Here is a 26,580-nt window from a genome sequence, read left to right on the forward strand (position 1 = left end):
ACACACCACTAGAGCACCACCGCTGAAAAGCCACCCGGTCTGTCCGAACACGACGTGGCAGGGCGCCTCCCGAGTCACAATGGTCGTGCCGGGCGCCGCTGCCCGCGATCGGTGAGATCCGATCGTGTGCGCCGGGGAACTGTCCGGTGTGAGAGGTGGTAGGCGTGAGCGACTCGTTGGTGCTGGCCGAGGTGCGCACCGGTTGTGAGCTGCAGGCGGTCACCGAATGGGCCGCGACAGCCCATCCCGAGGCGCCGGTCCGAGCACTGCGTGAGGTTGTCGTCGAGGATCTGTCCCCGGAGACCGTGCTCATCCCGGCACGGGTGGTGTGGCTGCCGGGTATCCGGCAGGGACAACGCCGAGTGTCGGTCGCCGATGTGCTGGTCCTGTCCAATCCGCGACGTCCGACCGCGATCACCCAGCCGCTCATCAAGAACCGCCGCCCCGATCGGTTGCGCATCGTGCAGGGCGAACCGGCCACGGTCGCCGATCTCCACGCCCGGTACGAGCGGGATCAGGCCGAGGGAGAGCCGTTCGGGGCCTTCGTGGCGGTGCAGGCGTCCCTGTCGGCCGAGCGTGCCGAACGACAGATCATCGGAGACCGGTACAAGGTGCCGAGACTGGTCGCCGAGCAGATCAGCGCGTCGGCGCGCTTCCAGGCCGGCGCGGCCAAGCTGGCCGCCGATCTCGGCCGTCCCGCCGCCGCGGTGGTGCAGGAGGCGACCGACAAGATGTCGTCGTTCGTGGCCACCCAGAGCCGCCTGATGGACGACGTGTTCTCGTCGATCTTCAGCACCCTGCACGAACGCACATGGACGGTCACCGTCGACCTCGACACGCTCGCCCGGTTGCGCACGATCAACAAGTCGCACGGGCTGGTGTTCCTGCCGTCGCACCGCTCGTACGTCGATCCGTTGGTCCTGTCGGAGGTGTTGCGCGATCACGACTTTCCGCCGAATCTCGTGCTCGGCGGCAACAACCTGTCCTTCTGGCCGGTCGGCCCGATCGCCCGCCGCGCCGGGATGATCTTCATCCGCCGCAAGTTCGGTGGGGACCCCGTCTACAAGTTCGCGATGCGCGCCTACCTGTCGTTCATCGTCGAGAAACGGTTCAATCTGGAGTGGTACATCGAGGGCGGCCGCAGCCGCACCGGGAAGCTGCGCAAACCGATGCTCGGCTTGCTGGCGTACGTGGTCGACGCCGTCGAGCAGATGGACAACGCCGACGTGATGGTGGTGCCCACCTCGATCGTCTACGACCAGCTCCAGGAGATCGGCGCGATGGCCGCGGAATCCGCCGGTGGGTCCAAGAAGCCGGAGGGAGTGACCTGGCTCCTCAAATACGCCAAGGCACAACGCCACTACTCCGGTCAGGCGCGGGTACGTTTCGGTGAGCCGTTCTCGCTCCAGCAGGCCATCGCCGAGTCCGGCGAGGGACGGGCCAAGCTGGAGAAGATCGCGTTCAAGGTGATGGACGAGATCAACGCGGCCACACCGATCTCGGCGACCTCGCTGGCCGGCTTCGCGTTGCTCGGCGCGCGCGATCGGGCCTACACCGTCGCAGAGATCGAGGCCATCCTCGCGCCGCTGCTCGACTACATCGACCGGCGGGGTCTACCCGGACCCGACCCGGCGTTGTGCCGCGGTGTCGGGTTGCGGCGCACGCTGCGGGTGCTGACCGACGCCGGGGTGTTGAGCCGGTTCGACGGCGGCACGGATACGGTGTGGTCGATCGCGCCGAACAGCCACGCCGTCGCCGCCTATTACCGCAACGGCGCCCTGCATCACTTCGTCGACCGGGCCATCGTCGAACTCTGCATGCTCGCGGTGGCCGAGGGCGCGGTGGGTGACGACGGCGAGTTGTTGGCGCCGGCTCAGCAAGAGGCCCTGCGGATTCGGGATCTGCTGAAGTTCGAGTTCTTCTTCCCGCCCAAGGAGCTGTTTTTGCATCGCCTCGGTGCCGAACTCGACCTCATCGACCCGGAATGGCGAGACGTGACGCCGACGCAGGCGTGGACCGACCGGGTGCTGCGTGAGCATGCCGGCGCGCTGTTCGCCCGTCGCACCCTGCAGCCGTTCTTCGACGCCCAGCTCGTCGTCGCCGAGCACCTCGTGTCCTCGGGCGGCGCCACGTGCGAGAAGGCCGACGTGCTGCGGGCCTGCCTCGGCCTGGGTCGTCAGATGTCGTTGCAGGGCATCGTGCGGAGCAAGGACTCCGTGTCCACAGAGCTCTATGACGCGGCGTATCAGCTGGCCGACAACCGGCACCTGGTCACCGTCGACGGCGAGCGGGATCTCTCGGTCGCGCGTCGGGCGTGGCTCGACGAGGTGCATCTGATGCGCGACCGGTTGGCACGCATCGCCGCGATCGAGGCCGAGCAGACGGGGGTGCCGGGGTGAGCGTTCTCGCCGACACGCTGCGCATGATCCGGTCGGCCCCGACCGGGAAGAAGGTCGCCGCGTTCTTCGACTACGACGGGACCTTGATCGAAGGTTTCTCGGCGAGCGCGATCACCCGGGCACGGTTGCGGAGCATGGAATTCGGTGTCGGCGAACTCGCGAGTTCCCTGCTCATCGCGTTGCGCGGGATCACCTCCGAGCAGGATTACGCCGAGGTCCTCGAGGTCACCAAGCCCGTCTTCGCGGGCAAGACCTACGCCGAGATGATCGAATTCGGCGACCGCCTGTTCAAGCACGAGACCGCGGCCAATCTGCGCCCGCAGATGTGGCAGATCCTGTGCGCCCACCGCGAGATGGGGCACCGGATCGTCATCGCGTCGTCGGCGACCCGCTTCCAGATCGAACCGATCGCCAGAGAGATCGAGGCCGACCATGCGTTGGCGACCGACATGGAAGTGGTCGACGGGATCGTCACCGGCCGAGTCCTCGGCCGGCCGCTGTGGGGTCCGGGGAAGGCGGCCGCGGTCCGGACACTGGCACGCGAGCACGACATCGACCTGGATGCCTCGTTCGCCTACAGCGACGGCAACGAGGACATCCCCTACCTCGAGTCGGTGGGTCATCCCACCGCCGTCTCGCCGCGACATGCGCTGCGCGCGGAGGCTCAGGCCCGCGGATGGCCGATCCTCGATCTGCGGAACCCGTCGTACAACCGGCTGGCGATGGCTGCGCGAACCGGCGCCTTCTATGGTGCGTTCATCGGAGCGGCTGCCGCCGGATCGGCCGTCGGACTCCTGCGCCGCAATCCGAATGTGCTCGTGGAGGACGCGATTCCGGCCGGCAACGACGTCGGGTTGACGCTGGCGGGCGTCGACGTGCGTGTGCTCGACGGTGCGCGACACCTCACGTCGGACCGACCCTGCGTGTTCGTGTTCAATCACCAGTCCAAACTCGATCTGCCGGTGATGATCCACCTGGTTCGCCACGATGCGACCGGGGTGGCCAAGAAAGAGGTCAAGCGCGTGCCCGTGCTCGGCCAGATCCTCGATGCGGCCGGGCTGGTCTTCATCGATCGGGCCGATCCCGGTCGCGCGATCGAGCAGTTGGCACCGGCCGTGCGCAAGCTCCGCGACGATGGGATCTCGTTGGTGGTGGCGCCCGAGGGCACCCGTTCGGCGACACCCCGGATCGGGCCGTTCAAGAAGGGGCCCTTCCACATCGCGATGCAGGCCGGGGTTCCGGTGGTTCCGGTGGTACTCCGCAACACCGGCGAGTTGATGTGGCGCGGTTCCCAACTGATCCGGCCGGGCACCGTGGAGGTGAAGGTGCTCGCACCCGTCGACACGTCGACGTGGAGTCCGGAGACGGTGGGCGAGCACGCCGAGGAAGTGCGTCAGATGTTCATCACCGCGCTCGCGGACTGGCCGGTGGACATCGAGGACAGCTGGATGGCCCCGTCGACGGAGGATCGCTGATGACCGATTCCGACCAACCGCTGGACTGGGCGAACGAGCCGCACATGAGTCCGGTCGACGCGCTGATGTGGCGCGGTGACACCGACCGTCGGCTGCGCGGCACCATCAGCATGCTGGAAATCTATGACTGCGAACCGGATTGGGACCGGTTGATCGCCGCGCACGAATGGGGGAGCAGGATGGCGCCGCGTTTCCGGCAACGCGTCGTCGACTCGCCGTTCGGTACCGGGACGCCGAGTTGGGCCGTCGACCCCGACTTCGACCTGCACTACCACGTCCGCCGGATCAGGCTGGCCGGTGACGGTTCGATGCGCGAACTGCTCGCCACCTGTGAGCAGCTCGCGATGACCGCGCTCGATCCGGCGCGCCCACCGTGGGAGGGCACCCTCATCGTGGGTCTGCCCGACGGCAGGGCGGCGTATTTCCTCAAGGCCCACCACGCGCTGACCGACGGGCTGGGTGCGATTCTCGGTCTGTCCCAGCTGCACTCGACCTCCCGGGAGCCGATCGCCGGCAAGCCTCAGCCACCCGATCCGGCACCGGTCAACATCTCCTCGATCGAGGTGCTCCGACGACAGTTCGGGGAGGAACTGGCCCGGCTGCCACATCGGGTCGACGTCGTCGCGCGCGGCGTGTGGGGTCTGGTTCGGCCGAAACGCGCGGTCAGCAACGTTCTCCGGTACGGGCGGTCGGTGCCCCGCGTGGCGGGCATGGTCAGTCCGCCCGGATCGCCGCTACTCGCGGCGCGGAGTCTGTCGTGGCGGTTCAGCGCGTTCGAGGTGCCCTTCGCGGATCTCAAAGCCGCGGCCACCGCTGCGCGTGGCTCCGTCAACGACGTCTATCTCGCGGGGCTGATCGGCGGTTTCCGGCTCTATCACGAGAAACTCGGTCACCCGGTGGACACCATCCCGGTAGCCATCCCGATCTCGGTGCGCCGGCCCGAAGATCCCGCCGGCGGCAACCGCATCGCCGTCGGCCGGTTGGCCGGGCCGGTCGGCATCGCCGACCCGTTCGAGCGGGTGCTGACGATTCGCGAGCAGGTCCGGGTGGCGCGAACCGAGCCGGCGGTGGACATCTTCAACACCCTCGGGTCCGTCCTCGCCTGGCTCCCCGGCCAGGTGCTCGCGCAGTTCAGCGGCGCGACCACGCAGAACGACCTGCAGGCCAGCAACGTCCCGGGCATCCCCTGGGACACCTACGTGGCGGGGGCGAAGGTGGAACGGATGTTTCCGTTCGGACCACTGCCCGGCTGTGCGGTGATGGCCACGATGATCACCCACAACGGCGTGGCATGTCTCGGTCTCAATCACGACGCCGCCTCGATCACCGAGCCCGAACTGTTCGCCGACTGTCTGGTCGCGGGCTTCGGCGAGGTTCTTGCACTTGCCGCGGACTCCGATGCGGACACGATTCCGGGATCGCTGCGTCGGGTGGTCTGAGGCTCGGCGACGCTGTCACCACCGCGTCACGAGGAACCCAGGCACCGGCGTACCTCGCCGTCGTCGACCTGACGGAAGTCGTCGTACGATCCACCGACCGCGTTGAACGGTTCGGGTGTCATGACACACACGGCAGCATCGACGTCCGGATCCGCGGCGAATCGGTCGAGCGTGTCGCGCGGACCCGTCGGGACCGCGATCACCACCGCTTCGGGCCGGGCGGCGAGCACCGCACGCAGCGCCACCGCCATCGTCGAACCGGTCGCCAGACCGTCGTCGACGATGATCACCGTCCGGCCGCCAAGAGCCACCGGCTCGCGGCCCGCGCGATAGCGTTCCTCCCGTTCGAGGCGAATGCGATCCTCGCGATCCGCAGCGGCCCGGAACTGTTCGTCGGACACACCCAGGCGGCGTGGGATGTCGTCGTTGACCACCGTCTGGCCGGCGGCGATGGCGCCCATCGCGAACTCCGGCTGGCCCGGCGCCCCGATCTTGCGGACCACGAGGACGTCGAGAGCTGCGCCCAACCCTGTGGCGACCTCGCGTGCGACCGGCACACCGCCGCGGGCGAGACCGAGCACGGTGATCGCCTCCGGTCTCGTGGCCCGCACGACGGGTTCGTCGCGTAGGCGGTCGGCGAGTGCGATTCCGGCCTCCCGCCGATTCGCGAATCGCTGCGCACGCCAGGACATGACGTCAGATCCGGATGGCGGGGCCGACGTCGAGGGAGAAGCTCGGCAGGTCGGCGAGGCTGAGCTTGGCCTCGTAGGTGCGGTCGTAGCCGGTTCCGCAGATCCGCCAGCCCTCATCGGTTTTGCGGTACCGGTCGCTGTAGAACGCGGCCCCGAAGAGCATGAACGAGAAGTCGGGCACGATGACGCGGTCCTGCAGATACCACCGACCGGTGGCGGTGTCGCCCTCGACGTCGATCTCGGGATGGGTCACCCGGTGTTCGGTGATCACCGCCGGCCCGACGGAACTCCGCATGTAGTCGACCAATTCGCCGCGGTTGGTGAAGTTCAGGCTCGCCCCGTACTCGCCGGTGACGTCGGCGGTCAGCGTGTCGCCGAAGACGTCCCAGTCCTTGGTGTCCAGGGCACGCAGGTAGCGGTATTTGAGCTGCTTGATCGCCTCGACGTCGTCCATGCCTCCACATCTACCGGCTCGGCCGTCGGTGCGGGCGGGATTGCGGCGGCTCGTGGCAGCCGGTTGACAGGCGTCGGTGTCGCCGCGACTGTGGAGCCATGACCTCGACCGCCGACGACGGCGCCATCCGCACTGCACGCCGAGCCTACGAAACCATCGAACCCTTCCACGTTCTCGCGTATTTCAACCGCGGACTGCGTGCGGCGCAGCAGGACACCGGGCTCGACGGGCACGGCTTCTATGTGGGTGCGCGTGGTGCGCCGATGGGCGACTGCCACTCCTCGGTGGTCGCCTCCGCGTTCTACAACTTCTCACCGGCGCTCATCGCGACCGCATGGGATGCGGCGCGCGCCGTCGGGCTCGAGCAGGTGGCCGCCCGGCGCTATCAGATGCTCGACGAGCAGCTCCGCGCCGTCCTCGACGCTCGGGTGGACGACGCCGAGATCCGGGACCTGGAGAAGCGTTACCGGGAGATCGTGTCGGGTCTGCCGCTCGGTGGACGCCCACTCGCGGCGGCCTGGGCGGCGTCGACGCCGCCGGACGAGCCGCATGTGGCCCTGTGGCACGCGATCGCGATCATTCGCGAGTGGCGCGGAGACAACCATCTTGCGGTGCTGGTCAATCACGGATTCGGACGGCTCGACGCGGTGACGTTCCACGAGGCCGAGATCGAGGACCCGACCATCCGCCGTCGGCTGCTGGGTCGCAAGCTGGTCCAGCTGACGCGTGGCTGGTCCGACGAGGACTGGGACGCATCGGTGGACCGGCTCGTCGACCGTGGCCTCGCCGTGCGTACGGACGCGGGTCACCAGCTGAACGCGTCGGGTGTCGAGCTGTACAAGACGATGGAGGACGAGACCGACGCGATCACCGCACCGGCGTGGGCCGGACCGGGCATCGACGAGCTGCTCGAAGGCACACGGCCCTATGTCAAAGCGGTGATCGACGCCGGGGTGCTGCCGGGTACGCGAAAGAAGGACTGACGGCACAGCGGATACGGCCCGGGTATCGGGACGTCGGCGGCATCAGGGGAGTGAGGACTCTCCGTCACCCGACGACCGATCCCGTGGCGCGGAACGACCCGACGACGCCCGCCGGAACAGTTCGCTCTCTTCGGGGGTGGGTTCGCGTCGTGACGGGGAATGGTCGGACGCGGCATCGAGCTCGCCGCTGTCGGTGGCCGAGTCCTCGTCGTCCTCGCGTCCGCGACGCCACCCGCCTTTCAACGGTGGTGCCTCCCCGAAGTGGTCGGGGTCGCCGGAGCCATACCAGGCGACCAGCACCGCACCGACGACGGCACCGATGAAACCGACGATGGCCAGCCATCCGAGACCGGGCTTGGCGGTGTCGTTCAAGAAGAGGACACCGACCAGGCTGGGTCCGGCGGTCTCGCCGACCACCAGCACCGCGGTCACCCCGTTCACGGCGCCGACTTGGAGCGCGACCGTCTGGACGAAGAAGCCGACGGCGCCGGCGAAGGCGATCGTCCAGGCGGCCGGGTCGGTGATCAACACCAGCGCGTCGAACGGCTGGATGCCGTCGAGGACGCGCACCCCGATCGCGATCATGCCGAACAGCAGGCCGGCCGCGGCGCCGCCGACGATCGCCGCATGTCGGCCGAGCCGGTAGACGCCGAAGAGGGCGAGCGCGCACAGGCCGAGGGTGGCCACGAAGAGTTCCCAGTGGAACACGGCACTCTCGCCGCCACCGGTGTGATGTTCGGCGGACAGACCCAGCAGGCACAGCGACAGCACAACCAGCCAGATGGCGATCCAGTCGCGGGTGTGCAATGCGATGTTCAGCATGATCGTGCCGAGCAGTGCGGTGACCACGAGGTTTGCCGAGACGATCGTCTGCGAGAGGAACAGCGGCAGGAAACGGGCGGCGAGCGCGCCGCCGGCGAAGCCGATCACCACCATCATCGTGCCGAGGATGAAGGCGGGATCCATGAAGGTGGCCGCGGTGGACTGCAACGAGGGGCCGCCGGCCGAATTGGTGTGGCTGGCCTCGGTGCCCTCTTCACGGGCCGTCGTCGCCACCCGCCGCGCTCCCAGCGCACGCAGAACGGTCGACATTCCGTAGGCGATGGCAGCAAGGCACGCGGCGATGACACCGATCAGGAACATGCCACTACCTCCCACACTCACTTCGAACACAACGGGACGTCGCCGTCCCACACCGTTGTGGGGGTCGTCGAGTGTCCCCGAGAATGACCGAAACCGCTGCTCACCCGGCTAGTGGTAAACGGACATCACACACATCAGCATTGTGCAACGCATCCGGTGATCCGACTATTCCTTTTTTCTCAGGTTTGGTCGACACCGATGAGAGAGCCTAACGACCCTCTCCTACACTCGGCACGGTGGGCACTTCCGGCAGCAGACATGTACTGATCACCTTCGGGAGATCGTTCCTCACTCTCGAACTCGCACGGTTGATGTCCGCGGGCGGGCACAAGGTCACGATCGTCGACAGCATCCCGATCGGCGTGACGAGGTTTTCGCACGCCACGACCAGATTCCACAAGGTGCCCGCGCCGAAGTTCGAGCCGCGTGCGTACTGCCACGCGTTGGCCAAGATCGTCGCCGACGAGCACATCGACATGGTGATACCGATCCATGAGGAAACCGACATCCTCTCGATGATGATCGACATCTTCCCGCCGAAGTGTGAGCTGTTTCTCTCCGATTTCGAAACCGAGAACCGGCTGCACAACAAGTTCGAGTTCCAGGAATTGCTCGTCGACATGCAGATCCCGACCCTCAAGTACGCGCAGGTGCGCGGCCCCGAGGATATGGCGACGCTGGATTTCGATGCACCGTTCGCGCTCAAGGAGTGCTATTCGAGGGGCTCACAGAAGGTGCACAAAGTGCATCCGGGTGACGCGATGGACTGGGTCGACTTCGATCCGATGAATCCGTGGATCGCGCAGGAATGGGTGTCGGGAAACAACTACTGCACCTACTCGGTCGTGCGCGAGGGGCGGATCAATGCGCACGCCACCTATCCCGTCGACTATGCGATCGGCGGGAGCTCGTGCCTGAACTTCAAGTCGGTGCACCACGACGGGATCTTCGAATGGATCTCGAAGTTCGTGGCGGAGATGAACTTCACCGGGCAGGTCGGCTTCGACTTCATCGAGGACCCCGAGCGCGGCCTGTTCTGCATCGAATGCAACCCGCGGGCCACCAGCGGGATCATGATGTTCGAGCCGGACGACGGGGTGGACCGGGCGTTCTTCGGGGAGAACGACGAGCTCATCACGCCGCCCGCCGACGCCGACAAGATGATCGGCCTGGGGATGTTGCTCTACGGATGGCGCAAGGCGTCGCGGCGGGATCGGAGCATGCGTCAGTTCTTCCGCGATTTCCGTCGGTCGAGCGACGTGATCACCTGTGCCGGGGATCAGCGCCCGGCGGTGATGCTGCCGATCGCCTACCTGGGCATCCTGCGCAGCTGCATGAAGTACAACGTCGGGTTGGCCGAGGGGTTCATGCACGACCACGAGTGGGACGGCCTGCGCATCTCGGAGTAGTCCGCACCTCGCCGACAGAACCCCAGATCTCGCCGACAGAACCCCAAACCTCGCCGACGGAACCCCAAATCCCGCCGACAGAACCCCAGATCCCGCCGACAGAACCCCAAACCTCGCCTACAGAACCCGCGAACTGACGGACCGCGAATGCCAGCGATTCTCTCGACACGATTCTGGGTTCTGCCGGCGGTTCTTCGGGTTCTCTCGGCGACGTCAGACGGGTGGCCGGTGGCGTCAGACGGGTGCCGTCAGGCGGGTGGCTTCGGGCGCACCTCGCGGGTCAGATGGTCACCCGACTTCCGCGGACATAGACCTCGGCGATGGCGGGTTCGCGTAGGCCCATCAACAGTGCGAAAAGGGTCTGATCGCGGGCGGTGATCTCATCATCGGCACGGATGCCATGGGTCAGCATCGATTCCAGCGGCGCCCACCGGTCGGGCCGGATCACCAGTAAATCGGCTTCCTTGCCGACATCGAAGTTGCCGAAACGGTCTTCCATGTCGAGGGCGCGCGCACCGGCCAGCGTCCCGGTGAACAGGAGCTCGGCCGGATGCATCGCGACGCTCGAGTCGCCGGACTCGCTCAGATGAACCTTGAACGCGTCGGACAACACTCGCGAGATCAGCCACTCGTCACCTGCCCCCACATCGGTGCCGGCCGCCACCGTGACACCGGCGGCGACGGTCCGTCGCCACGGCATGGTGCCGGACCCGAGAAACAGTTGCGAGACCGGGCAGTGGGCGATAGACGTTCCCGTCTCGGCCATCCGGGCGAGTTCGGCGTCGGTGCAGTGCACCGCGTGAGCCATGATCGTGCGGCGACCCAACAGACTGCTGCCGCCGGTGCGGCTTCCGGGCAGAAAGCGTCCGTCGTAGGTGTCGAGATATGTCTCGGTGCCGAAAGTGGCTTTCACCATGTCGATCTCGCCGGTGCCCGGACGGTTGTTCTCGTTGAGATGGGTGTGCACGTAGACACCGCGGTCCCGCACATCCTCGTAGAGTTCGCCCAGTGCGGCCAGGGTGTGGGTGGTGATCGACAGCGAGAATCTCGGCACGATCGCCGCGTGCAGCAAGGCGGTTTCCGCCGACGCGGAATCGGCCCCATGCCAACGGTCTATCTCGGCTGCGGTGAGGTCGATCGCCTCCCGCTCGGATGTGAGCAACGGCGTCGCCGACGGACCGCCGACGGTCTGGATGCCGCGGCCGCTGACCAGACGCAGACCCACCCGACGGGTTTCGCTGAACAGTGCGTCCTGCGCGTGGGGGAAGGCCGACCCGAACACCATCGCCGCGGTGGTCCCGACAGCCACTCGTCGCGCAGTGAAATCCCGAGCGATCTGCGCGGCGAACGCCGGATCGGCCAGGCGTGCCTCGGCGGGGAAGATGCAGGTGTCCAGCCACTCCAGCAGCTGCCCGCCGCCGTAGGCGTCCACCGAGTAGGTCTGCGGGAAGTGGATGTGGGTGTCGACGAAACCCGGGATGAGATAGCTGTCGCCGTGGTCACGGACGATGTCGTCGGGTCCGCTCGACGGACGAGCATCGCGCGGACCGCAATAGACGATCGTCCCGGCGTCGTCGACGACGAGGGCGCCGTCGGGAATCCAGACCAGTGCCTCGTCGGCTTCGCTCACAGTGGGCCGACCGGACACATGGAAGATCTGGCCGAGATGGGTGGTGCTCACCCGAAAACGAAAACACACGTCGGCGTGATCGGCCGGATGAGCAACCGACGACCGTCACCCCGGCGGGTTGGCGAGCCAACTCCGCGCGTCGTCATAGGCACCGTCGAGTGACCCGAAGATCCGATCGGTCGCCAAGAAGATGTTCTCCGGCCCGATGGCGTCGGCGAGGCCGCTGCGTTCCAGTCGGTGTTGCAGAGTCTCGGTCACGCCGGCAAGCATGAACCGACCGCCATGGGCACGGATCTCCTGGGCGTGGGTGCGCAGCAACTTTTGGACGGTCGCCGACGGCACGCCCGGCAGGGTGCGGACACTGAGGATCAGAACGCTGCGCCGGCTGGTGTCGGTGACCCGCGGCCACTGTCCCGATATCCGGGGGACCTCGGCGAACAGCGACACCCCCGAATAATGCAGCACCGTCACCGATTCGCCGGGCAGTGCCTCGGGCACCTCGTTGGTCTGCCATCCGTCGCCGCGGCGGGTCAGTTGGACGAGTTCGGCCGAGCGGGCGGCCTGCACGCAATAGAGCACCAGCGAGGTCGCGGCACCGACGAGGATCGCGTCCTGGAGCGGGATCTGAGTGGTCGCGATGAAGGTGGTGACCATGGCGATTGCACTGAGTGGCGCAGTGCGCCACACCAGTACCACATCGTCCCAACGCCCGGCGATCAACTCGAAGCCGATGACGAACAGCAGGCCGCCGATCACGGGCATCGGGATGATCTGCGCGGCGGATCCGACGGCGAGGACCAGCCCGAGCAGCCACAGTCCGGCGAAGATTCCGGCCCACCGGGTCTGCGCGCCCGCCGAGACGGCGACGCCTGTGCGCGACAGGGAACCGCCGGTGGCGAGCGATCCGAAGAACCCGCCGACGACATTCGCCGCGCCCTGGGCCGCGAAGTCGCCCGAGGCGCTCGGCCGCGAACCGTCCGGATTGGGGACCGCGGCCGAGATCCCGGCCGCCTGCGCGAGCCCGACCAATGCGATTGCCAGAGCACCGAGCATCAGATCCGGCAACTTCGTGATGTCGGGAACCGTGAACGGGGGCAGGCTGTTGGGGATCTCGGCAATGTCGCCGACAGATTCCACGTCGAGTCCGAGGACTGCGGATACGGCCGTCACCAACACCAGACTGATCAACGTCGCATAGGACTCGATCGGCTTCACCAGTCGGAAGATCGCCCACACCACGACGGTGGCCAGTGCGACCAGGACGGCGGCGATCGACCATGCCGAGATGTGCGTGGCGGTGTCAACGAACTTCATCACGGTGTTGTGCGATGACGGGTTGTAGCCGGTCACATCCTTGAGGACACCGCTGACGATCTGCACCGCAATCCCGAGCGTGAAGCCGGTCATCACCGCGCTCGAGACGAAATCCATGATGGCGCCGACTTTGAGCACTCCGAGGATCAGCATCACGGCACCGACCGCGACGGTCAGCATCGCGATGTTGCCGACGTCGGTCGGATCGAGTCCGGCCTGGGAGAGCACGCTCTTCGACGACAGGGCGATCGCACTCGTCAGAGTCGTGACCATGAGGACGGTGCGGGCGAACACGGAGCCGATCAGGGTCGACACCATGCCCGAGTAGAGACCGCTGACCGGATTGAATCCGCCGATACTTGCGTACGCCATGCCCTCAGGGATCGAGAACAACGCGGTGACGAGTCCGGATACGGCGTCGGCGGGTCGTGGCCGACCCAGCCGTGGACGTGCGCGACGCAGACGCTCGGTCATGCGGACCACGCCACAACCCTAAGGCGTGTCGGTGAGGCGCGGGCCGGAGCCGGTGTCATGGGCGACAGACGCTCAGCCGCTGACTTCGACGACATCGGGCAGCGTGTACTCGCGCGCGAGGACGCTCTGGCCCGGCTTGTACACACGGAACAGAAAGTTCCAGCCATCGGTGATGTCGAGCCGGTTGGGTTTGTCGCCGACGACGTCAGCGGACCCGAAGTAGACGGTGAAGGTGCCGTCGTCGTTGTAGTGCGTGGTGGCGGGGCTGAGGGTGGCGTTGCCCGAGTGGAAGAACGCGTCGTCGCCGTAGACGGCAATCGACCAGAATGCGTCGTTCTTCGGGACTGTGTACGTCGCCGAATACGCCTTGGACGCATCACGCGGACCGGTGTAGTTGATGTAGACGGCCTCGTGTTCGGGAAACAGGCCCCACGCTCCGGCGACGGCCAGATGACGAGTCGCGTCGTCGGTCTCGCCGCGGCGACCCATCCACCCGGCCGGGTACTGGGTGTAGGTGCGGAACTCCTGTTCGTACTGCGCTCGCAGCGCGAACATCGAATCGTAGTCCCAGTCGGCCGGCACGAAGGTCTTGGCGCTCTTCGCCTCGATCTCGAACTGATGTAGCACCGTGACCACACTGGCGATCTCGTCTTCGTCGCGCATGTCATGGAGTTCCACGCGCGGGACCGCCACGCAGTAGCGGGTGGGTGAGGTGATCTCGTGCCAGCCCGGCTCGTGGAAGATGTCGACGGTGTAGTGGTCGTTGTCGATCACCATCAACGAGATATACCGTCCATCGGCGACCTCCGGGACAAACACCCGTGCACCCTCGGCGGTGTCGATCACGCCGCCGCCGTAGAGCGTGTCGCGGTTCATCCGCACGACCGGCTGCTCGTCGGTCGGGACCGGTCGTGCGATCAGATAGAATTCGTTGATCTTTCCGCCGGCGCGCTGCTGGAAGACGGCGAACCGGCCGTCCACCTCCGCACGGATATACGTCTCGGGTGTCACGGTCGTGGCCATCTCTCTCCTCAACATCGGTGTCATCGTCGTCGTCGCGCACAATCGTAGCGACTCGCGACATCGGATTCGGCTGAGCCGGTGGTCCATCAGGAGGCGATCGGGTGGGTCGCGCCGCCGCGGCAGGGTAGGTTGCTTGACGGCAGTGGTCCTCGTACGAAGGGAACGACATGGGCTCGGTTATCGGTGATCTGCTGCCTCTGGCCGTCGGAGTGGCGATCTCGCCGATTCCGATCATCGGCGCGATCCTCATGCTGCTGGGCAGGCACGCCCGTACCACGAGCATCGCGTTCGCGGTCGGGTGGATTGTCGGAATCGCTGTCGCCACAACCATTTTTGTTCTCCTGGGTGGGGCGATGGGCGACTCGTCCTCGACTGCGGGCGCGTGGATCAAACTCGTCCTCGGTGTTGCACTCCTGATCGTGGGTGCCCGGCAGTGGCGTTCGAGGACGGGTGATCACGCCACACCGAAGTGGATGACCGCCATCGACGACATGAAGGTGCCGGCCGCCCTCGGTCTCGGGTTCGCTCTCTCCGCGATCAATCCGAAGAACCTGATGATGTGCATCGCGGCGGGCGTGACCATCGCGGCAGCCGGCCTGTCGGCGGGGTCGAACACCGTTCTCGTCATCATCTTCACGGTGCTCGCCGCGACGACCGTGGCCATCCCTGTCGTCGCGTATCAGGTTGCTGCGGACCGACTACGCGACCCGCTGGATCGGCTCAAGGTCTGGCTCGAGGCCAACAACTCGACGGTCATGGCGGTGCTGATCCTCGTCATCGGTGTCGTGTTGATCGGCAAAGGCATCTCGGGACTCTAGGGGCGACCAGCATTGCGACACCGCTATCAGACTCGACATCAAGATCCAAGGAGGCCTCAATGACCGCTGAGACAGTCACGTTCGACAGTTTCGTTCGTGCCGTGACTGCGTCCTACTTCTCCAAGCAACTGGGAAAGGCGCCGATCAACGAGTACTTCCACAATCGGGTCGCCCGTGAATGTGCAGAACCAGGTCATCATCCGGTCCAATGTCGACCTCATCTACTCCTACGCTGTCGTCGACGTCACCGAGGCGGCGACGTTCTCCGTTCCGGCGTCCAATACCTTTCAGATCGCGCAGACCATCGATGAGAACCACTACATCGCGGCGGTCGTCTATCCCGGTGAATCCGTCACGCTGCACCGCTCGGACCTCACCTCGGGAACACATGTCTACATCCTTGCCCGCACTGCGACCGCACGTGGCGTCGACTTGGCACACGAGCTGCAGGATGGCCTGACCGTCATGGCGACGACGGCCAACCCGTTCGACGCGCCTGAGTACGACAACGCCTCATTGGCAGAGGTCAAGGCGCAGATCGAGGCCAAGGCTGCCGACCCGGACTTCAGCAAGGGCTTTGGGACGCCTGCGACGACCGACTCCTACAACCACATGCTCGCCGCAGAGCTCGGCTGGGGCGGACTCTCTCCGGAGCACGCACAGTACTACCAGGCGCTCACGACTTGTTCGGGATGCGACGAGTGGACCTTCGACGACTACGCGAGCAACGGTTACTTCTCGGTCATCAAGTACACGGCCGACGGCTGGATCGACGTCGACAAGCCATGCCTCACCGACAACGAGATCGTCCGCAACGACGACGGAACCATCACAGTCCGTTTCGGTGATGGGACCTGCAATCCGCAGAACCTGATCGGGCCGCGAAAGGACAGTAGTACTTCTACGGTATTCGTCTCTACCGCCCAAAGGATGTCGATGAAACCCGCGCATTCATCGAGCGGCTCAGGGCGAACCCCACTGCCGGCGCGAGCATCTGATATCTGGCTGGGCGCCCCGTCGTCGGCCGACGGGGCGCCCAGCCGATCACGGTGTCACGATCGTGAAATCCGGGTCCGGCGCATCGAGGTAACTCACCAGCTCGGTGAACCGATCGATGTCACCGTCGACGGACAGCGATCCGATCTTCGTCGCCTCGTCGAGGGTGAGTTGGCCCAATAGAATTTGCATCATCGTCGGCTTGCTCAACGTGAATGTCGCGTCCGCTGCATCGATGGTGGCATCGTCGGACACGTCGTAGTGGACGAGCAGCCCGTTGCGTAACTCGGTGCGGTGTCGTCGATCCAGTCCGATGAGCACCCAGTCGATGATGATGTGCGCGTCCCAGCACGTCGGGGCGTTGACCCGCAGACTGACCGCGTCGAACAGCTGGTCCACCGAGAGGGCACCGACGATGTCGGCGGCAGCAGTGGTGGTGGGGGTACCGATGGGGCCGTTGCGCAGTTCGTAGGCGCCCATCAGGAAGAAGTTGCGCCAGGTCCCGTTCTCGGCACCGTAGCCGAGCTGTTCGAGCGTGTCCGCCTGTAACTCCTTGGCCTCCTCGTTGTCCGGATCGGCGAAGATGACGTAGTTCAGCACGGTCGCCACCCAGCGAAAGTCTCCGTCGTCGAAGGACTTGCGTGCCTTCGCGATCGCTTCGGTGGGGCCACCCATGAAGTCGACATGCCGTTTGGCCGACTCGACCGGCGGGTGCTCCCACAGGTGCGCGGGATTGCCGTCGAACCAGCCCATGTAGCGCTGGTAGATCGCTTTGACGTTGTGGCTCACCGACCCGTAGTAACCGTGGGTGTGCCAGGCGTTTTCCAGTGCGGGTGGCAGTTGGATGTCCTCCGCGATCTCCAGACCTGTTCTCCCCTTGTTCAACTGCCGCAGGGTCTGGTCGTGCAGGTAGCCATAGAGGTCGCGCTGCAGCGCGAGGAACTCGGTGAGTTCGTCGGTGCCCCAGGTGGGCCAGTGATGCGACGCGAACAGCACATCCGAGCGCGCGGCGAACATGTTGATCGCTTCGGTGAGATACCTCGACCACACGTGCGGATCGCGAACCAGTGCGCCGCGCAGGGTCAGCAGATTGTGCAATGTGTGAGTCGCGTTCTCCGCCATGCACAGTGCCCGCATCTGGGGGAAGTAGAAGTTCATCTCGGCCGGGGCCTCGGTACCCGGTGTCATCTGGAACTCGATGGTGACGCCGTCGATGGTCTCGGTCTGCCCGGTCGTCGTGATGTTGAGCGTCGGCAGGATCAACGTGGCGGTGCCCGTCGACGTCGACTGCCCCAGCCCGGCACCGACAGCGCCCTGCGGACCGCGGGGCAGCGCGGCGCCGTACATGTAGGCGGCCCGACGGCCCATCGCCGTGCCCGCGTACACGTTCTCGGCCACCGCGTGCTCGACCATGCCGATCGGTGCGACGATCACGCACTCGCCGGCGTCGACCTCCTCTTGGCTGGTCACGCCCTTGACGCCACCGAAATGATCGATGTGCGAATGCGTGTAGATGACGGCCTTGACGGGTCGGTCGCCACGGTGCTCGCGATACAGCCGCAGTCCGGCCGCTGCCGTCTCCGCCGAGATGAGCGGGTCGATGACGATGACCCCGGTGTCGCCCTCGATCACTGTCATGTTCGAGAGATCCAGGCCGCGCAGTTGATAGACGCGTTCGGTGACCTCGAAGAGTCCCTGCTGCGCGACCAGTTTCGACTGCCGCCACAGGCTGGGGTTCGCGGTGGGTGGGCAGTCCTCGGCCAGGAATCCGAATTCGTCGCAGTCCCAGACCGCGTCGCCGTTCGAACCCGTGATCATCGATGGTTCGAGCTTTGCGATCAGCCCCTGCGCGGCGCCGTCGACGTCGCGCGTGTCATCGAAGGGCAAGGTGGCCTGTGCACGCGCGTTGGCGTCGGCCACCGATTGACTTGCCTCATGGGGACTCCCCACGGAGATCACCTCTTCTGTTGTCCGAGTGACGTAGGTGGCACGACGGCTCGGTCACCCACAGGTCAATCTCTACCATCCCAGAAGCGCGCCGGGAGTCACCCGAAGTGCCCGAACCGATGATCAGTCGGCGATCTTTCGGCCACCGACGGTGTGCACGACCACCACTTCGGGGTTCCACGGCACCAGATCGTCGATGGTGTGCTGTAGGTCGTCGACGGGCGGCAGCTGTTGCGGCGCGAGTACGCTCACCGTCACGGTGTTGCCGCTGAACGACACATCGGTCACCTCGGCCGACGAATCACCGGCCTTCTGCAACCAGTTGTCGGTCGCAGTGGCGATCTGCCGGGACCACAGCGAGGTCAGCGAGTTGCCCACCATCGGGACGATGACGACGACCAGTGCGATAGCCAGGACGAGGTAGGCGCGTACCCGGGGTCGCTGATTGGCCAGACCACCGAGGGTGGCGTCGGCGGCCTCACGTCCGTAGTGGCCGATCGTCAACACGATGACGCTCGTGATGATCATCGCCACCACGTTGGAGGCGAACAACACCAACGCCCCGAAGGCGAGCGAGGGTGCACCCGATCCGAGACACACGCCGACGACACCCAGAGGTGGAACCAGCGAGATCGCGATCGCCACACCCGGCAACACATCGCCGACATCCCGGCGCGTGATGGCGATGGCGCCGACGAGTCCGGTCGCGATCGCGGCCAGCAGATCCACGAGGGTCGGCGACGTCCGGCCGAGCACCTGCGAATTCGACAGCACGTTGGTGGGATTGGGCAACAGTTGGGACATGATCACGCCCAGCGCCGTCACCAGGACGACGCCGATGAGCACGTACGCGACACTGGTCAGCACGAGCTTGGCCCGACTCGTGGCGATACCCAGACCGATGCCGAGGATCGGTGTGGACAACGGTGCGACGATCATCGCGCCGATCACCGTCGCCGTACTGTCCGCGACGATGCCGGAGACGGCGATGATCCCGGAGAGCGTCAGCATGATCCAGAATGCGGATTGTTTGGACACGCGATCGCCGGCGGCGAAGTCGAGTCGGTCGACGAGTTCGTCGAGGGTGCGTCGTTGCGAATCGGGAATGAGGACCGGCACCGTCGCAGCCTTTCTCTTCGGGGTCTTCCGCAACTCGGCAGACCGTCATTCGGTCGGGCCCGCGGCCATTGCCGGACGTCGGCCGATACCCGGGCGATCGTTAGCTTTGGTAAGCGACTGCCTCGCAGCCGATCCGATACCGTGACGGTTCGCCGGGAGGTCCGACATGCCTTCCCGATCAGAATCCTATGGGCAGTCATGGGGCAGTGGACCCCACGGCGCGAAAGACACTCCGGAGGGTGTGTGGAACGTCGAATTTTCAGGTCCCCTGCCTTGACCGCGGCTGCGTAATACGCTCAACGCGTGACAGCGACAGCTGCAGATGTAGACGACGGAACCGCACCGGCTCGCGCCCCGTGGGTACTCACGGCACTCGTCCTCGTCGCCGGGGTCGCCAACATCAACCTCGCCGTGGCGAATGTCGCGCTGCCCGACATCGGCGAGGACCTGGACGCCAGCTCGACCCAGCTCAATCTGATCGCGGTCGCCTACTCGTTGGGTCTGGCGGCGTCGGTGCTCTACTTCGGAGCGCTCGGCGACCGGTACGGCCGCAAGAAGCTGTTGGTCATCGGTATGTCCCTGTCGATCCCGGCGTCGTTGGTCGCCGGGACCGCACCCAACTTCGAGGTGTTGTTCGGGGCGCGGGTTGTCGGCGGCATCTCGGCGGGCCTCGCGTTCCCCACCACGCTCGCGGTGATCACCGCGTTGTGGTCGGGGGCCAAGCGCACCAAGGCGATTGCCGCGTGGTCGGCCTTGGGCGCAGCCATCTCGGCCTCCGGGCCGGTGTTGTCGGGCGGATTGCTGGAGGTGTTCGACTGGCATTCGGTGTTCCTGGTGACCCTGCCGCTGGCGGTCATCGCGCTCGTCGCCGCGACGTGGTTGGTCCCCAACGACGACGGAGACGCCCGGGCGGTCGTCGACAACCTCGGCGGCGTCCTGTCGATCCTGCTGGTCGGTGCGACCGTCCTCGCGCTCAACTTCGCCCCGCTCGGCGACATGCTCACCGCGGTTCTGGTGCTGACCGCGGTCGCGGTCCTGGCCGCGGTGGCGTTCGTGGTCCGTCAGCTCCGGGTCCGGATTCCGCTGTTCGACCTACGGATCGCTCGCCGTCGCACGTTCTGGGTGGCGGCGGTCGGCGGCCTCATCGTCTTCGGCACGCTCATGGGCGCGATGTTCGTCGGTCAGCAGTTCCTCCAGAATGTCCTGGGCTACTCGACCCTCGAGGCCGGCTCGATGATCGTCCCGGCCGCGCTGGCCATGGTCGTGGTGGCGCCGCGATCGGCGAAACTCGTCGAGGCCAAGGGAGCGCGTTTCACCCTGCTGGTCGGCTACGTGTTCATCGTCGCCGGTCTCGCGGTGGCGTTTTTCACCTGGGATGAGGGCACATCCATGTGGGCCGTCATCGCCGCGTACTTCTTCATCGGTGTCGGGGTGGGCTTTGCCGGCACACCCGCATCGCACTCGTTGACCGGTTCGGTGCCCGTGGAACGGGCCGGCATGGCCTCGAGCATGTCGGATCTGCAACGCGATCTCGGTGGCGCCGTGATGCAGTCGTTGCTCGGTGCCATCCTCACGGCGGGGTACGCGAAGACCCTGTCGGCGTCCATCGCGTCGTCGCCGAACGCCGACCAGGTCAGCAGTCAGACCGAGGCCGCGCTGACCAAGTCGTTCTCCAGCGCCGAGGTACTGGGGCAGCGATACCCGCAGTACGCCGAACAGATCATGGCCGCGGCCCGAGATGCGTTCGTGGACGGGGATACCCGTGCGTACGGCGCGGCGATCATCGTCGTCTGTATCGGTGCGATCGTGGTGTTCTTCGGCTATCCGAATCACGCCGACGAACGCGCCGCGATGGATCGTTACGCGGCCGAGCGCTACGGCGACTAGCGTTCGGTTCTGCTTCCCCTGTCACCCGGATCTCGCGCGGAAACCGGGGGCGCCACGTGGTCCGAAAATGTGACGACGGTCGTTGTCGCATTGCGACAATCTGCGCTCGATTCTGGACGGTTGACCCACCTCGATCATGGGTGACTTTCGCGCACAAAGCATTTGGCTTCACCAAACAGCTTGACACGGGTGTAAGGCAGGGGCTACTTTTCGAGTGGCCCAGATCACAACAATCCTGATCGGGTCCGCGGATCACCACCGGTGGTCCGGCGCACAACCCTGGAACTCGTAGGCCCTCCCGGGCTGGTTTGTCGTGCCCGGGATCGGCGGGAAAGGCATGTGAGTATGCGTAGGAGAACTGGTCGCGTCCTCGCGGCTGCCGTGGCAGCGGCATGTGTTTTCTCTGTCGTGTCGTGTAGCAGCGGCGACGACAGCGGATCGAGCGGCAGCAGCGGAGCCGTGGACGCGAGTGGCGTCAAGGCCAGCGGCGATCCGATCAAGATCGGGCTCTTCGACCCATCCAAGGGGCCGGCTCCGCAGCCGGGTGTGAGCACCGGCAAGGATGCCGCCGTCAACTACATCAACAATCAGATGGGTGGCATCAACGGCCGTCCGATCGAGATCACCGACTGCGGTATCGATCAGACCGCGCCGGAGTCCACGATCGCCTGCGCCAACCAGTTCGTCCAGGCCGGCGTTGTCGCCGCCGTCGACGGGTACAACTCGGAATCGCTCTCCGCGATGCCGATTCTGACGTCTGCCGGCATCCCGATGATCGGCCAGATCCCATTCAACACGGCGACCGGGGCCAAGGCGGACAACCGAGTGTACTTCGGCCCTCCGCCCGCGGCGTTCCTCGTCGGGTTCATGCAGTCGCTCAAGGCGGCGGGCAAGACGTCCCTCACGCTCGCCAATGCCGATCTGCCGCAGGCGCATCAGGTCTTCGACGGATTGCTCGCACCGCTCGGCAAGCAGCTGGGTATCGAGGTCAAGAGCGTCTACTACCCGCCGACCGGTCCGAACTTCACCGCGCTGGCCACCACGCTCGCCGAGGGCAACCCGGATGCTGCGGGACTGATGACATCGCCCAATGACAACACCTGCACCAAGCTGTCGCAGTCGCTGCGCTCGGTCGGCTACAAGGGCATCATGTTCATGGCGGCCTGCACCGAGTTCATCGACACCATGGGCTCGCAAGCCGTTGGTGCGCAGACGTATTCCCCCGGCTGGCAGCCGCCGGCCATCGATTCGGCACCGGAGCCGGCCAAGTCGAACCTGAAGGTGGCCGAGAAGTTCATCGATGATCAGAACGGCACCGGCGACTTCTTCGCCTACGGCACGTTCTCGATCCTGGTGGACATGGCAAACGGTCTCAATCAGGCCAAGGTCACGGACTTCACCGGAGCGAACATCCTCACCGCACTCAAGGGCCTGAGCGACTTCCAGAGCTTCCTCGGACCGAAGCTGACGTGCGGCAAGCCGACGACGCCGAACTGCACCACCGAGATGCTGCTGTTCGAGGTGACCGGAGACAAGAAGACCGAGCCGGTGGGTGGAGGGTTCATCACGCCGAATCCTGCAGTCCTCCAGCTCATCCCGGGCGCCGCGTAGGACCGCCGCCAGGGTTTCGACTCGGATCGGGCGGGCGCCGCTGCGCGCCCGCCCGACCCGGCACACCATCTGCCATACCGCGTGCCTCGGGTGCGCTTGATCGATTGGTTCAGGCATGGGTCAGTTCCTGCAATTCGTCTTCCTCGGTCTGTCGACCGGCGCCGTGTACGCGGTTCTCGCATCCTCGTTGGTGGGTGTCTATGCGGCGACCGGGATCATCAACTTCGCTCAGGGTGCCTTCGGTCTCTGGGCGGTGTACGCCGTCGCGGCACTGCGGACCGACGGGAGTCTCGTCCTGCCGATCGGGACCATCCCGCTGGGGGATGCCGACAATCCGACACCGATGGGACTCGCGATCGTCCTCGGTGTCCTGACCGCGATCGTGTGGGCGATCGTGGCCCATCTCCTGGTGTTCCGGCCCCTGCGCAGAGCTCCCATCCTGGCCCAGGTGGTCGCCTCGGTCGGTCTGATGCTGTTCGTCCAGGCCTTGGTCCAGTTGCGCTTTCACACCGAGGATCTGCTCGCTCTCGCGGTCCTGCCGGACAAGACGGTGGAGTTCGCCGGGGCGGTCGTCAATGTGTCTGACCTGATCCTGGCCGGCATCGCGATCGCCATCGCCGCCATCTTCTGGGCGTACTTCCGTCTCACGACCTCCGGCGTGGCGACACGCGCCGGTGCCGAGGACGAACTGGCTGCTCGACTGGCCGGCTATTCGCCGGACCGGCTGGCGGCCATCGTGTGGGTGCTGACCGGTGCCGCGACCGGGTTGATCGTCATCCTCGCGGCCTTCACCATCGGGTTGACCGTCACCAGCTACACCTTCTTCGTCATCCCCGCCCTCGCGGTCGCTCTGCTGGGTCGGCTCACCTCCTTCGGAATCGCCTGTGCCGGAGGACTGTTCCTCGGATCGTTTCAGGCGGTCATCACCTGGCTGACCACCAAGGACTGGTGGCCGCAGTGGGCGCAGGCCGGACTGGGCGAGGCGGTACCCTTCGTCGTCATCGTGATCGCCCTGTTCCTCATGGGCGGACGGATCCCCTCGCGCGGCGCCATCGGTGAGGTCAAGATGCCTGCGGTGCGCATCCCGCGGCTCCGGCCCATCCCGACCGTCGGCGTGCTGGCGGTCGCGGTCGCCGCGATCCTGCTCACCTCCGGCACCTGGCGATTCGGCGTGGTGACGTCGATCATCTTGTCGCTGATCGCCCTGTCGCTGGTCTTGTTGACCGGCTATCTCGGGCAGATCTCGTTGGCGTCCATGGCATTTGCCGGGACGGCCGGTTTCGCGCTGTCGAAGCTCACGGTGAACTGGCACGTGCCCTTCCCGTTCAGCATGCTCTTCGCCGCGCTCGTCGCCACCGCTCTCGGCATCCTCGTGGGTGTTCCGGCTCTGCGTATCCGTGGTGCACAACTGGCCGTCGTCACGCTCGCCGCGGCGATCGCGATCCAGGGATTCGTCTTCAACAATCCGGAGATCACCGCATACGAGGGCAACATGATCGCCGACCCGAGCCTGTTCGGGATCGACTTCGGTGTCCGCGATGGAACGAATCTGGTGACGGTGCGGTTCGCGATGATGGTGCTCGTGGTCGTGGCGATCGCGACATTGGCGGTGATGCGGTTCATGGCCGGGTCCACCGGCCGCGCGTTCCTGGCCGTGCGCTCCAACGAGCGGGCCGCGTCGTCGGTGGGGATCAACGTCGCCTCCACCAAGCTCCTCGGGTTCGGGCTCTCGGCGTTTCTCGCGGGCATCGGGGGCTGCCTGATCGGTTACAGCCGAGGACAACTGTCCGCCGGGTCGTTCACGGTGATGGTGGGCCTCGTGTTGCTCGCGATGACCTATGTCGGCGGCATCACCTCGGTGTCGGGCGCCTTCCTGGCCGGGGTCATCGGACCTCTGGGCGTCGGCTACGTGTTCCTCAACCAGACCCTGAATCTCGGTGAGTACTACGAGATCATCGCGGCCGGAGGTCTGCTGTTGATGGCCGTCCTCAATCCGGTCGGGGTGGCCGGGGCGATGGCGGAGCTGCGTGATCGGCTGATGGCACATCGACGATCCGACGGCGCGAACGGTGCGGCGTCGGCAGCACTCGTCGCACCGACGACCACGAAAGCAGGGTTCAATGTCTGAGACCGCCACCAGCACAGCGACAGCGCAACCGCTGCTCCGCACCCGCGGACTCTCCGTCCGCTACGGGGGTGTGACCGCCAACGCCGACATCGACATCACCGTCGGGGCGGGGGAGATCGTCGGTCTGATCGGACCCAACGGTGCCGGGAAGACGACCTTCGTCGACGCGGTCACCGGCTTCACCCGATCGACCGGGGAAGTGGTGCTCAACGGGGAACGGATCGACCGCGCCGGGCCCCACCGCCGTCGCCGGGCCGGGATGGCGCGGACCTGGCAGGCCGGTGAACTGTTCGCCGATCTGACCGTGGCGCAGAACCTCGCCGTCGCCGTCCAACGGGTCGGGTTGCGCGCGTTGATCTCCGATGTGTTCACCGGGTCGCGGCCACCGGCCGGGGTCGTGGAGAAGGCGCTCGATGTGGTGGGTCTGACCGAGGTCGCCGATCGCCTGCCGGATGAGCTGACGCTGGGCCAGCAGAAGCTGGTCGGCGTGGCCCGGGCACTCGTCGGCGACACCGGTCTGGTGCTGCTCGACGAACCCGCGGCCGGCCTCGACACCCACGAGAGCCGGGACTTCGGTGGCGAACTGCGCCGGATCGCGGGCACCGGCATCGGCATCCTGCTCATCGATCACGACATGTCCCTGGTCCTCGACGTGTGCGACCGGCTCTACGTCCTGGACTTCGGTCGGGTGATCGCGTCCGGCCCACCCGCGGAGATCCGGGACGACCCGGCGGTGGTCGCGGCCTACCTCGGCAGTCCCGACGTGCACGCGGATACCGCCACCGACGACTCCGGTACGACCGAACCACCCGGCCACGCGCCGGTCACTGCACCAGAAGGGGAAGCGTGATGTCGCATCCGACGGTCACCGACGATCCGGGCACCGATGCCGCCGACGTCGCACCGGTCCTGTCGTTCGACGCGGTGACGGTGGGTCACTTCGGTGTGCCGGCCGTGCGTGAGCTGTCCATGGACATCCGGCCGGGCGAGATCTGCGCGATGCTCGGGCCGAACGGAGCCGGGAAGACCACCACGCTGCTCGCGGCGGTCGGGGCCCTGCCGGTCATGTCCGGACGCATCACCGCCCTGGGTCGGCCGATCGATGAGCACGTCGAACGCAACGCCCGCCGCGGTGTCACCCTCGTGCCCGACAACCGCGGACTCTTTCACCGCCTGTCGGTGACGGACAATCTCCGGCTCGCCAGGCGCAAGGGCGGTGGCGATATCGACGAGGTCTACGAGCACTTCCCGCGCCTGCGGGACCTGCGTGGCCGCCGATGCGGGAACCTGTCGGGCGGCGAGCAGCAGATGCTGGCGCTGGCCAAGGCGCTGCTGACCAGGCCGTCGGTGCTGCTGATCGACGAACTCAGCCTCGGCCTGTCGCCGGTCGCGGTGCAGGACCTCCTACCGCGGCTGCGCACGATCGCCGACCAGCAGAACATGGCGGTCGTCCTGGTGGAACAGCACATCGACCTGGCGCTCGGGATCGCCGACACCGCGGTCGTGTTGCATCACGGTAGAGTTGCGCTCAAGGGCTCGGCACGTGACCTCATGCAGCGTCGCGACACCGTCGAGGCCGCTTACTTCGGTCGACTGGGTGAATCCGGTCCTGTGGACTGAAGTGCGTCGGGGGGCGGTA

The 26,580-nt window shown here is 66.2% G+C and carries 19 protein-coding genes; 11 read left to right on the forward strand and 8 right to left on the reverse strand.

The annotated features are described in order from the left end of the window. Window positions 1-164: 164 nt before the first annotated feature. Genes AC4AMJ_RS27610 through AC4AMJ_RS27620 form a run of 3 tightly spaced genes read left to right on the forward strand, consistent with a single transcriptional unit; the run spans window position 165 to window position 5,313 of the window. A complete protein-coding gene (locus tag AC4AMJ_RS27610; RefSeq protein WP_489897909.1) occupies window positions 165-2,399 on the forward strand; it encodes a glycerol-3-phosphate 1-O-acyltransferase in 2,235 nt (744 codons plus the stop codon). Continuing rightward, window positions 2,396-3,874 carry an HAD-IB family hydrolase gene (locus AC4AMJ_RS27615; protein WP_489916114.1) on the forward strand — a complete coding sequence of 493 codons (1,479 nt, stop codon included), beginning with the start codon at window positions 2,396-2,398 and terminating at the stop codon, window positions 3,872-3,874. Before AC4AMJ_RS27610 ends, AC4AMJ_RS27615 begins: the two co-directional genes overlap by 4 nt. Then, window positions 3,874-5,313, forward strand: a complete 1,440-nt coding sequence (locus tag AC4AMJ_RS27620) for a wax ester/triacylglycerol synthase domain-containing protein (RefSeq protein WP_489897907.1) — start codon at window positions 3,874-3,876, stop codon at window positions 5,311-5,313. The genes AC4AMJ_RS27615 and AC4AMJ_RS27620 overlap by 1 nt, the downstream gene beginning before the upstream one ends. Window positions 5,314-5,339: 26 nt before the next feature. Here the strand turns inward: AC4AMJ_RS27620 and AC4AMJ_RS27625 are convergent, their stop codons facing one another. Both AC4AMJ_RS27625 and AC4AMJ_RS27630 read right to left on the reverse strand, forming a co-directional pair. After that, window positions 5,340-6,005: a phosphoribosyltransferase gene (locus tag AC4AMJ_RS27625; RefSeq protein ID WP_489916116.1), complete on the reverse strand. Its 666-nt coding sequence runs from the start codon at window positions 6,003-6,005 to the stop codon at window positions 5,340-5,342. Between the two features lie 4 nt (window positions 6,006-6,009). Next, window positions 6,010-6,459 (reverse strand): nuclear transport factor 2 family protein, encoded by a 450-nt coding sequence (locus tag AC4AMJ_RS27630; RefSeq protein ID WP_489897905.1) that lies wholly within the window; start codon window positions 6,457-6,459, stop codon window positions 6,010-6,012. Window positions 6,460-6,557: 98 nt separating this feature from the next. Here AC4AMJ_RS27630 and AC4AMJ_RS27635 point away from each other — a divergent pair, with 98 nt between their 5' ends. Beyond that, window positions 6,558-7,442, forward strand: coding sequence for an SCO6745 family protein (locus tag AC4AMJ_RS27635; protein ID WP_489897904.1), 885 nt, complete (start codon window positions 6,558-6,560; stop codon window positions 7,440-7,442). A 42-nt stretch (window positions 7,443-7,484) separates the two neighbouring features. Here the strand turns inward: AC4AMJ_RS27635 and AC4AMJ_RS27640 are convergent, their stop codons facing one another. After that, on the reverse strand, window positions 7,485-8,585 hold the full coding sequence (locus AC4AMJ_RS27640; protein WP_489916118.1) for an EamA/RhaT family transporter: 1,101 nt from the start codon (window positions 8,583-8,585) through the stop codon (window positions 7,485-7,487). Between the two features lie 236 nt (window positions 8,586-8,821). Here AC4AMJ_RS27640 and AC4AMJ_RS27645 point away from each other — a divergent pair, with 236 nt between their 5' ends. Then, entirely contained in the window at window positions 8,822-9,994 is a 1,173-nt protein-coding gene (locus AC4AMJ_RS27645; protein WP_489916120.1) for an ATP-grasp domain-containing protein, read from the forward strand. Between the two features lie 280 nt (window positions 9,995-10,274). Here AC4AMJ_RS27645 and AC4AMJ_RS27650 read toward each other — a convergent pair whose 3' ends face one another. The 3 genes from AC4AMJ_RS27650 to AC4AMJ_RS27660 all read right to left on the reverse strand — a co-directional run bounded on the left by AC4AMJ_RS27650 (window position 10,275) and on the right by AC4AMJ_RS27660 (window position 14,435). After that, window positions 10,275-11,675 (reverse strand): amidohydrolase family protein, encoded by a 1,401-nt coding sequence (locus AC4AMJ_RS27650; RefSeq protein WP_489916122.1) that lies wholly within the window; start codon window positions 11,673-11,675, stop codon window positions 10,275-10,277. 54 nt (window positions 11,676-11,729) lie between these two features. Then, a complete protein-coding gene (locus AC4AMJ_RS27655) occupies window positions 11,730-13,412 on the reverse strand; it encodes a SulP family inorganic anion transporter (protein ID WP_489918530.1) in 1,683 nt (560 codons plus the stop codon). A gap of 72 nt (window positions 13,413-13,484) precedes the next feature. Beyond that, window positions 13,485-14,435: a DUF1214 domain-containing protein gene (locus AC4AMJ_RS27660; protein ID WP_489916124.1), complete on the reverse strand. Its 951-nt coding sequence runs from the start codon at window positions 14,433-14,435 to the stop codon at window positions 13,485-13,487. 167 nt (window positions 14,436-14,602) lie between these two features. Here AC4AMJ_RS27660 and AC4AMJ_RS27665 point away from each other — a divergent pair, with 167 nt between their 5' ends. Next, window positions 14,603-15,253 (forward strand): GAP family protein, encoded by a 651-nt coding sequence (locus tag AC4AMJ_RS27665; protein WP_489916126.1) that lies wholly within the window; start codon window positions 14,603-14,605, stop codon window positions 15,251-15,253. A gap of 1,044 nt (window positions 15,254-16,297) precedes the next feature. Here the strand turns inward: AC4AMJ_RS27665 and AC4AMJ_RS27670 are convergent. Continuing rightward, window positions 16,298-18,199 (reverse strand): alkyl/aryl-sulfatase, encoded by a 1,902-nt coding sequence (locus tag AC4AMJ_RS27670; protein WP_489916128.1) that lies wholly within the window; start codon window positions 18,197-18,199, stop codon window positions 16,298-16,300. Between the two features lie 120 nt (window positions 18,200-18,319). After that, complete coding sequence (locus AC4AMJ_RS27675; protein WP_489897896.1) at window positions 18,320-19,315, reverse strand: TIGR00341 family protein; 996 nt, start codon at window positions 19,313-19,315, stop codon at window positions 18,320-18,322. Between the two features lie 303 nt (window positions 19,316-19,618). Between AC4AMJ_RS27675 and AC4AMJ_RS27680 the strand changes: the two genes are divergently transcribed. The 5 genes from AC4AMJ_RS27680 to AC4AMJ_RS27700 all read left to right on the forward strand — a co-directional run bounded on the left by AC4AMJ_RS27680 (window position 19,619) and on the right by AC4AMJ_RS27700 (window position 26,561). After that, the gene (locus AC4AMJ_RS27680; RefSeq protein WP_489916130.1) at window positions 19,619-21,202 is read left to right on the forward strand and encodes an MFS transporter; all 1,584 of its coding nucleotides are present in this window, start codon (window positions 19,619-19,621) and stop codon (window positions 21,200-21,202) included. Window positions 21,203-21,547: 345 nt separating this feature from the next. After that, window positions 21,548-22,813 carry an ABC transporter substrate-binding protein gene (locus AC4AMJ_RS27685; protein ID WP_489916132.1) on the forward strand — a complete coding sequence of 422 codons (1,266 nt, stop codon included), beginning with the start codon at window positions 21,548-21,550 and terminating at the stop codon, window positions 22,811-22,813. A 115-nt stretch (window positions 22,814-22,928) separates the two neighbouring features. Beyond that, entirely contained in the window at window positions 22,929-24,941 is a 2,013-nt protein-coding gene (locus AC4AMJ_RS27690; RefSeq protein ID WP_489916134.1) for an ABC transporter permease, read from the forward strand. Further along, window positions 24,934-25,791, forward strand: coding sequence for an ABC transporter ATP-binding protein (locus AC4AMJ_RS27695; RefSeq protein WP_489916136.1), 858 nt, complete (start codon window positions 24,934-24,936; stop codon window positions 25,789-25,791). The genes AC4AMJ_RS27690 and AC4AMJ_RS27695 overlap by 8 nt, the downstream gene beginning before the upstream one ends. After that, complete coding sequence (locus tag AC4AMJ_RS27700; RefSeq protein ID WP_489916139.1) at window positions 25,791-26,561, forward strand: ABC transporter ATP-binding protein; 771 nt, start codon at window positions 25,791-25,793, stop codon at window positions 26,559-26,561. The genes AC4AMJ_RS27695 and AC4AMJ_RS27700 overlap by 1 nt, the downstream gene beginning before the upstream one ends. Window positions 26,562-26,580 lie beyond the last annotated feature (19 nt).

Source organism: Gordonia sp. LMA484 (genome assembly GCF_058129505.1).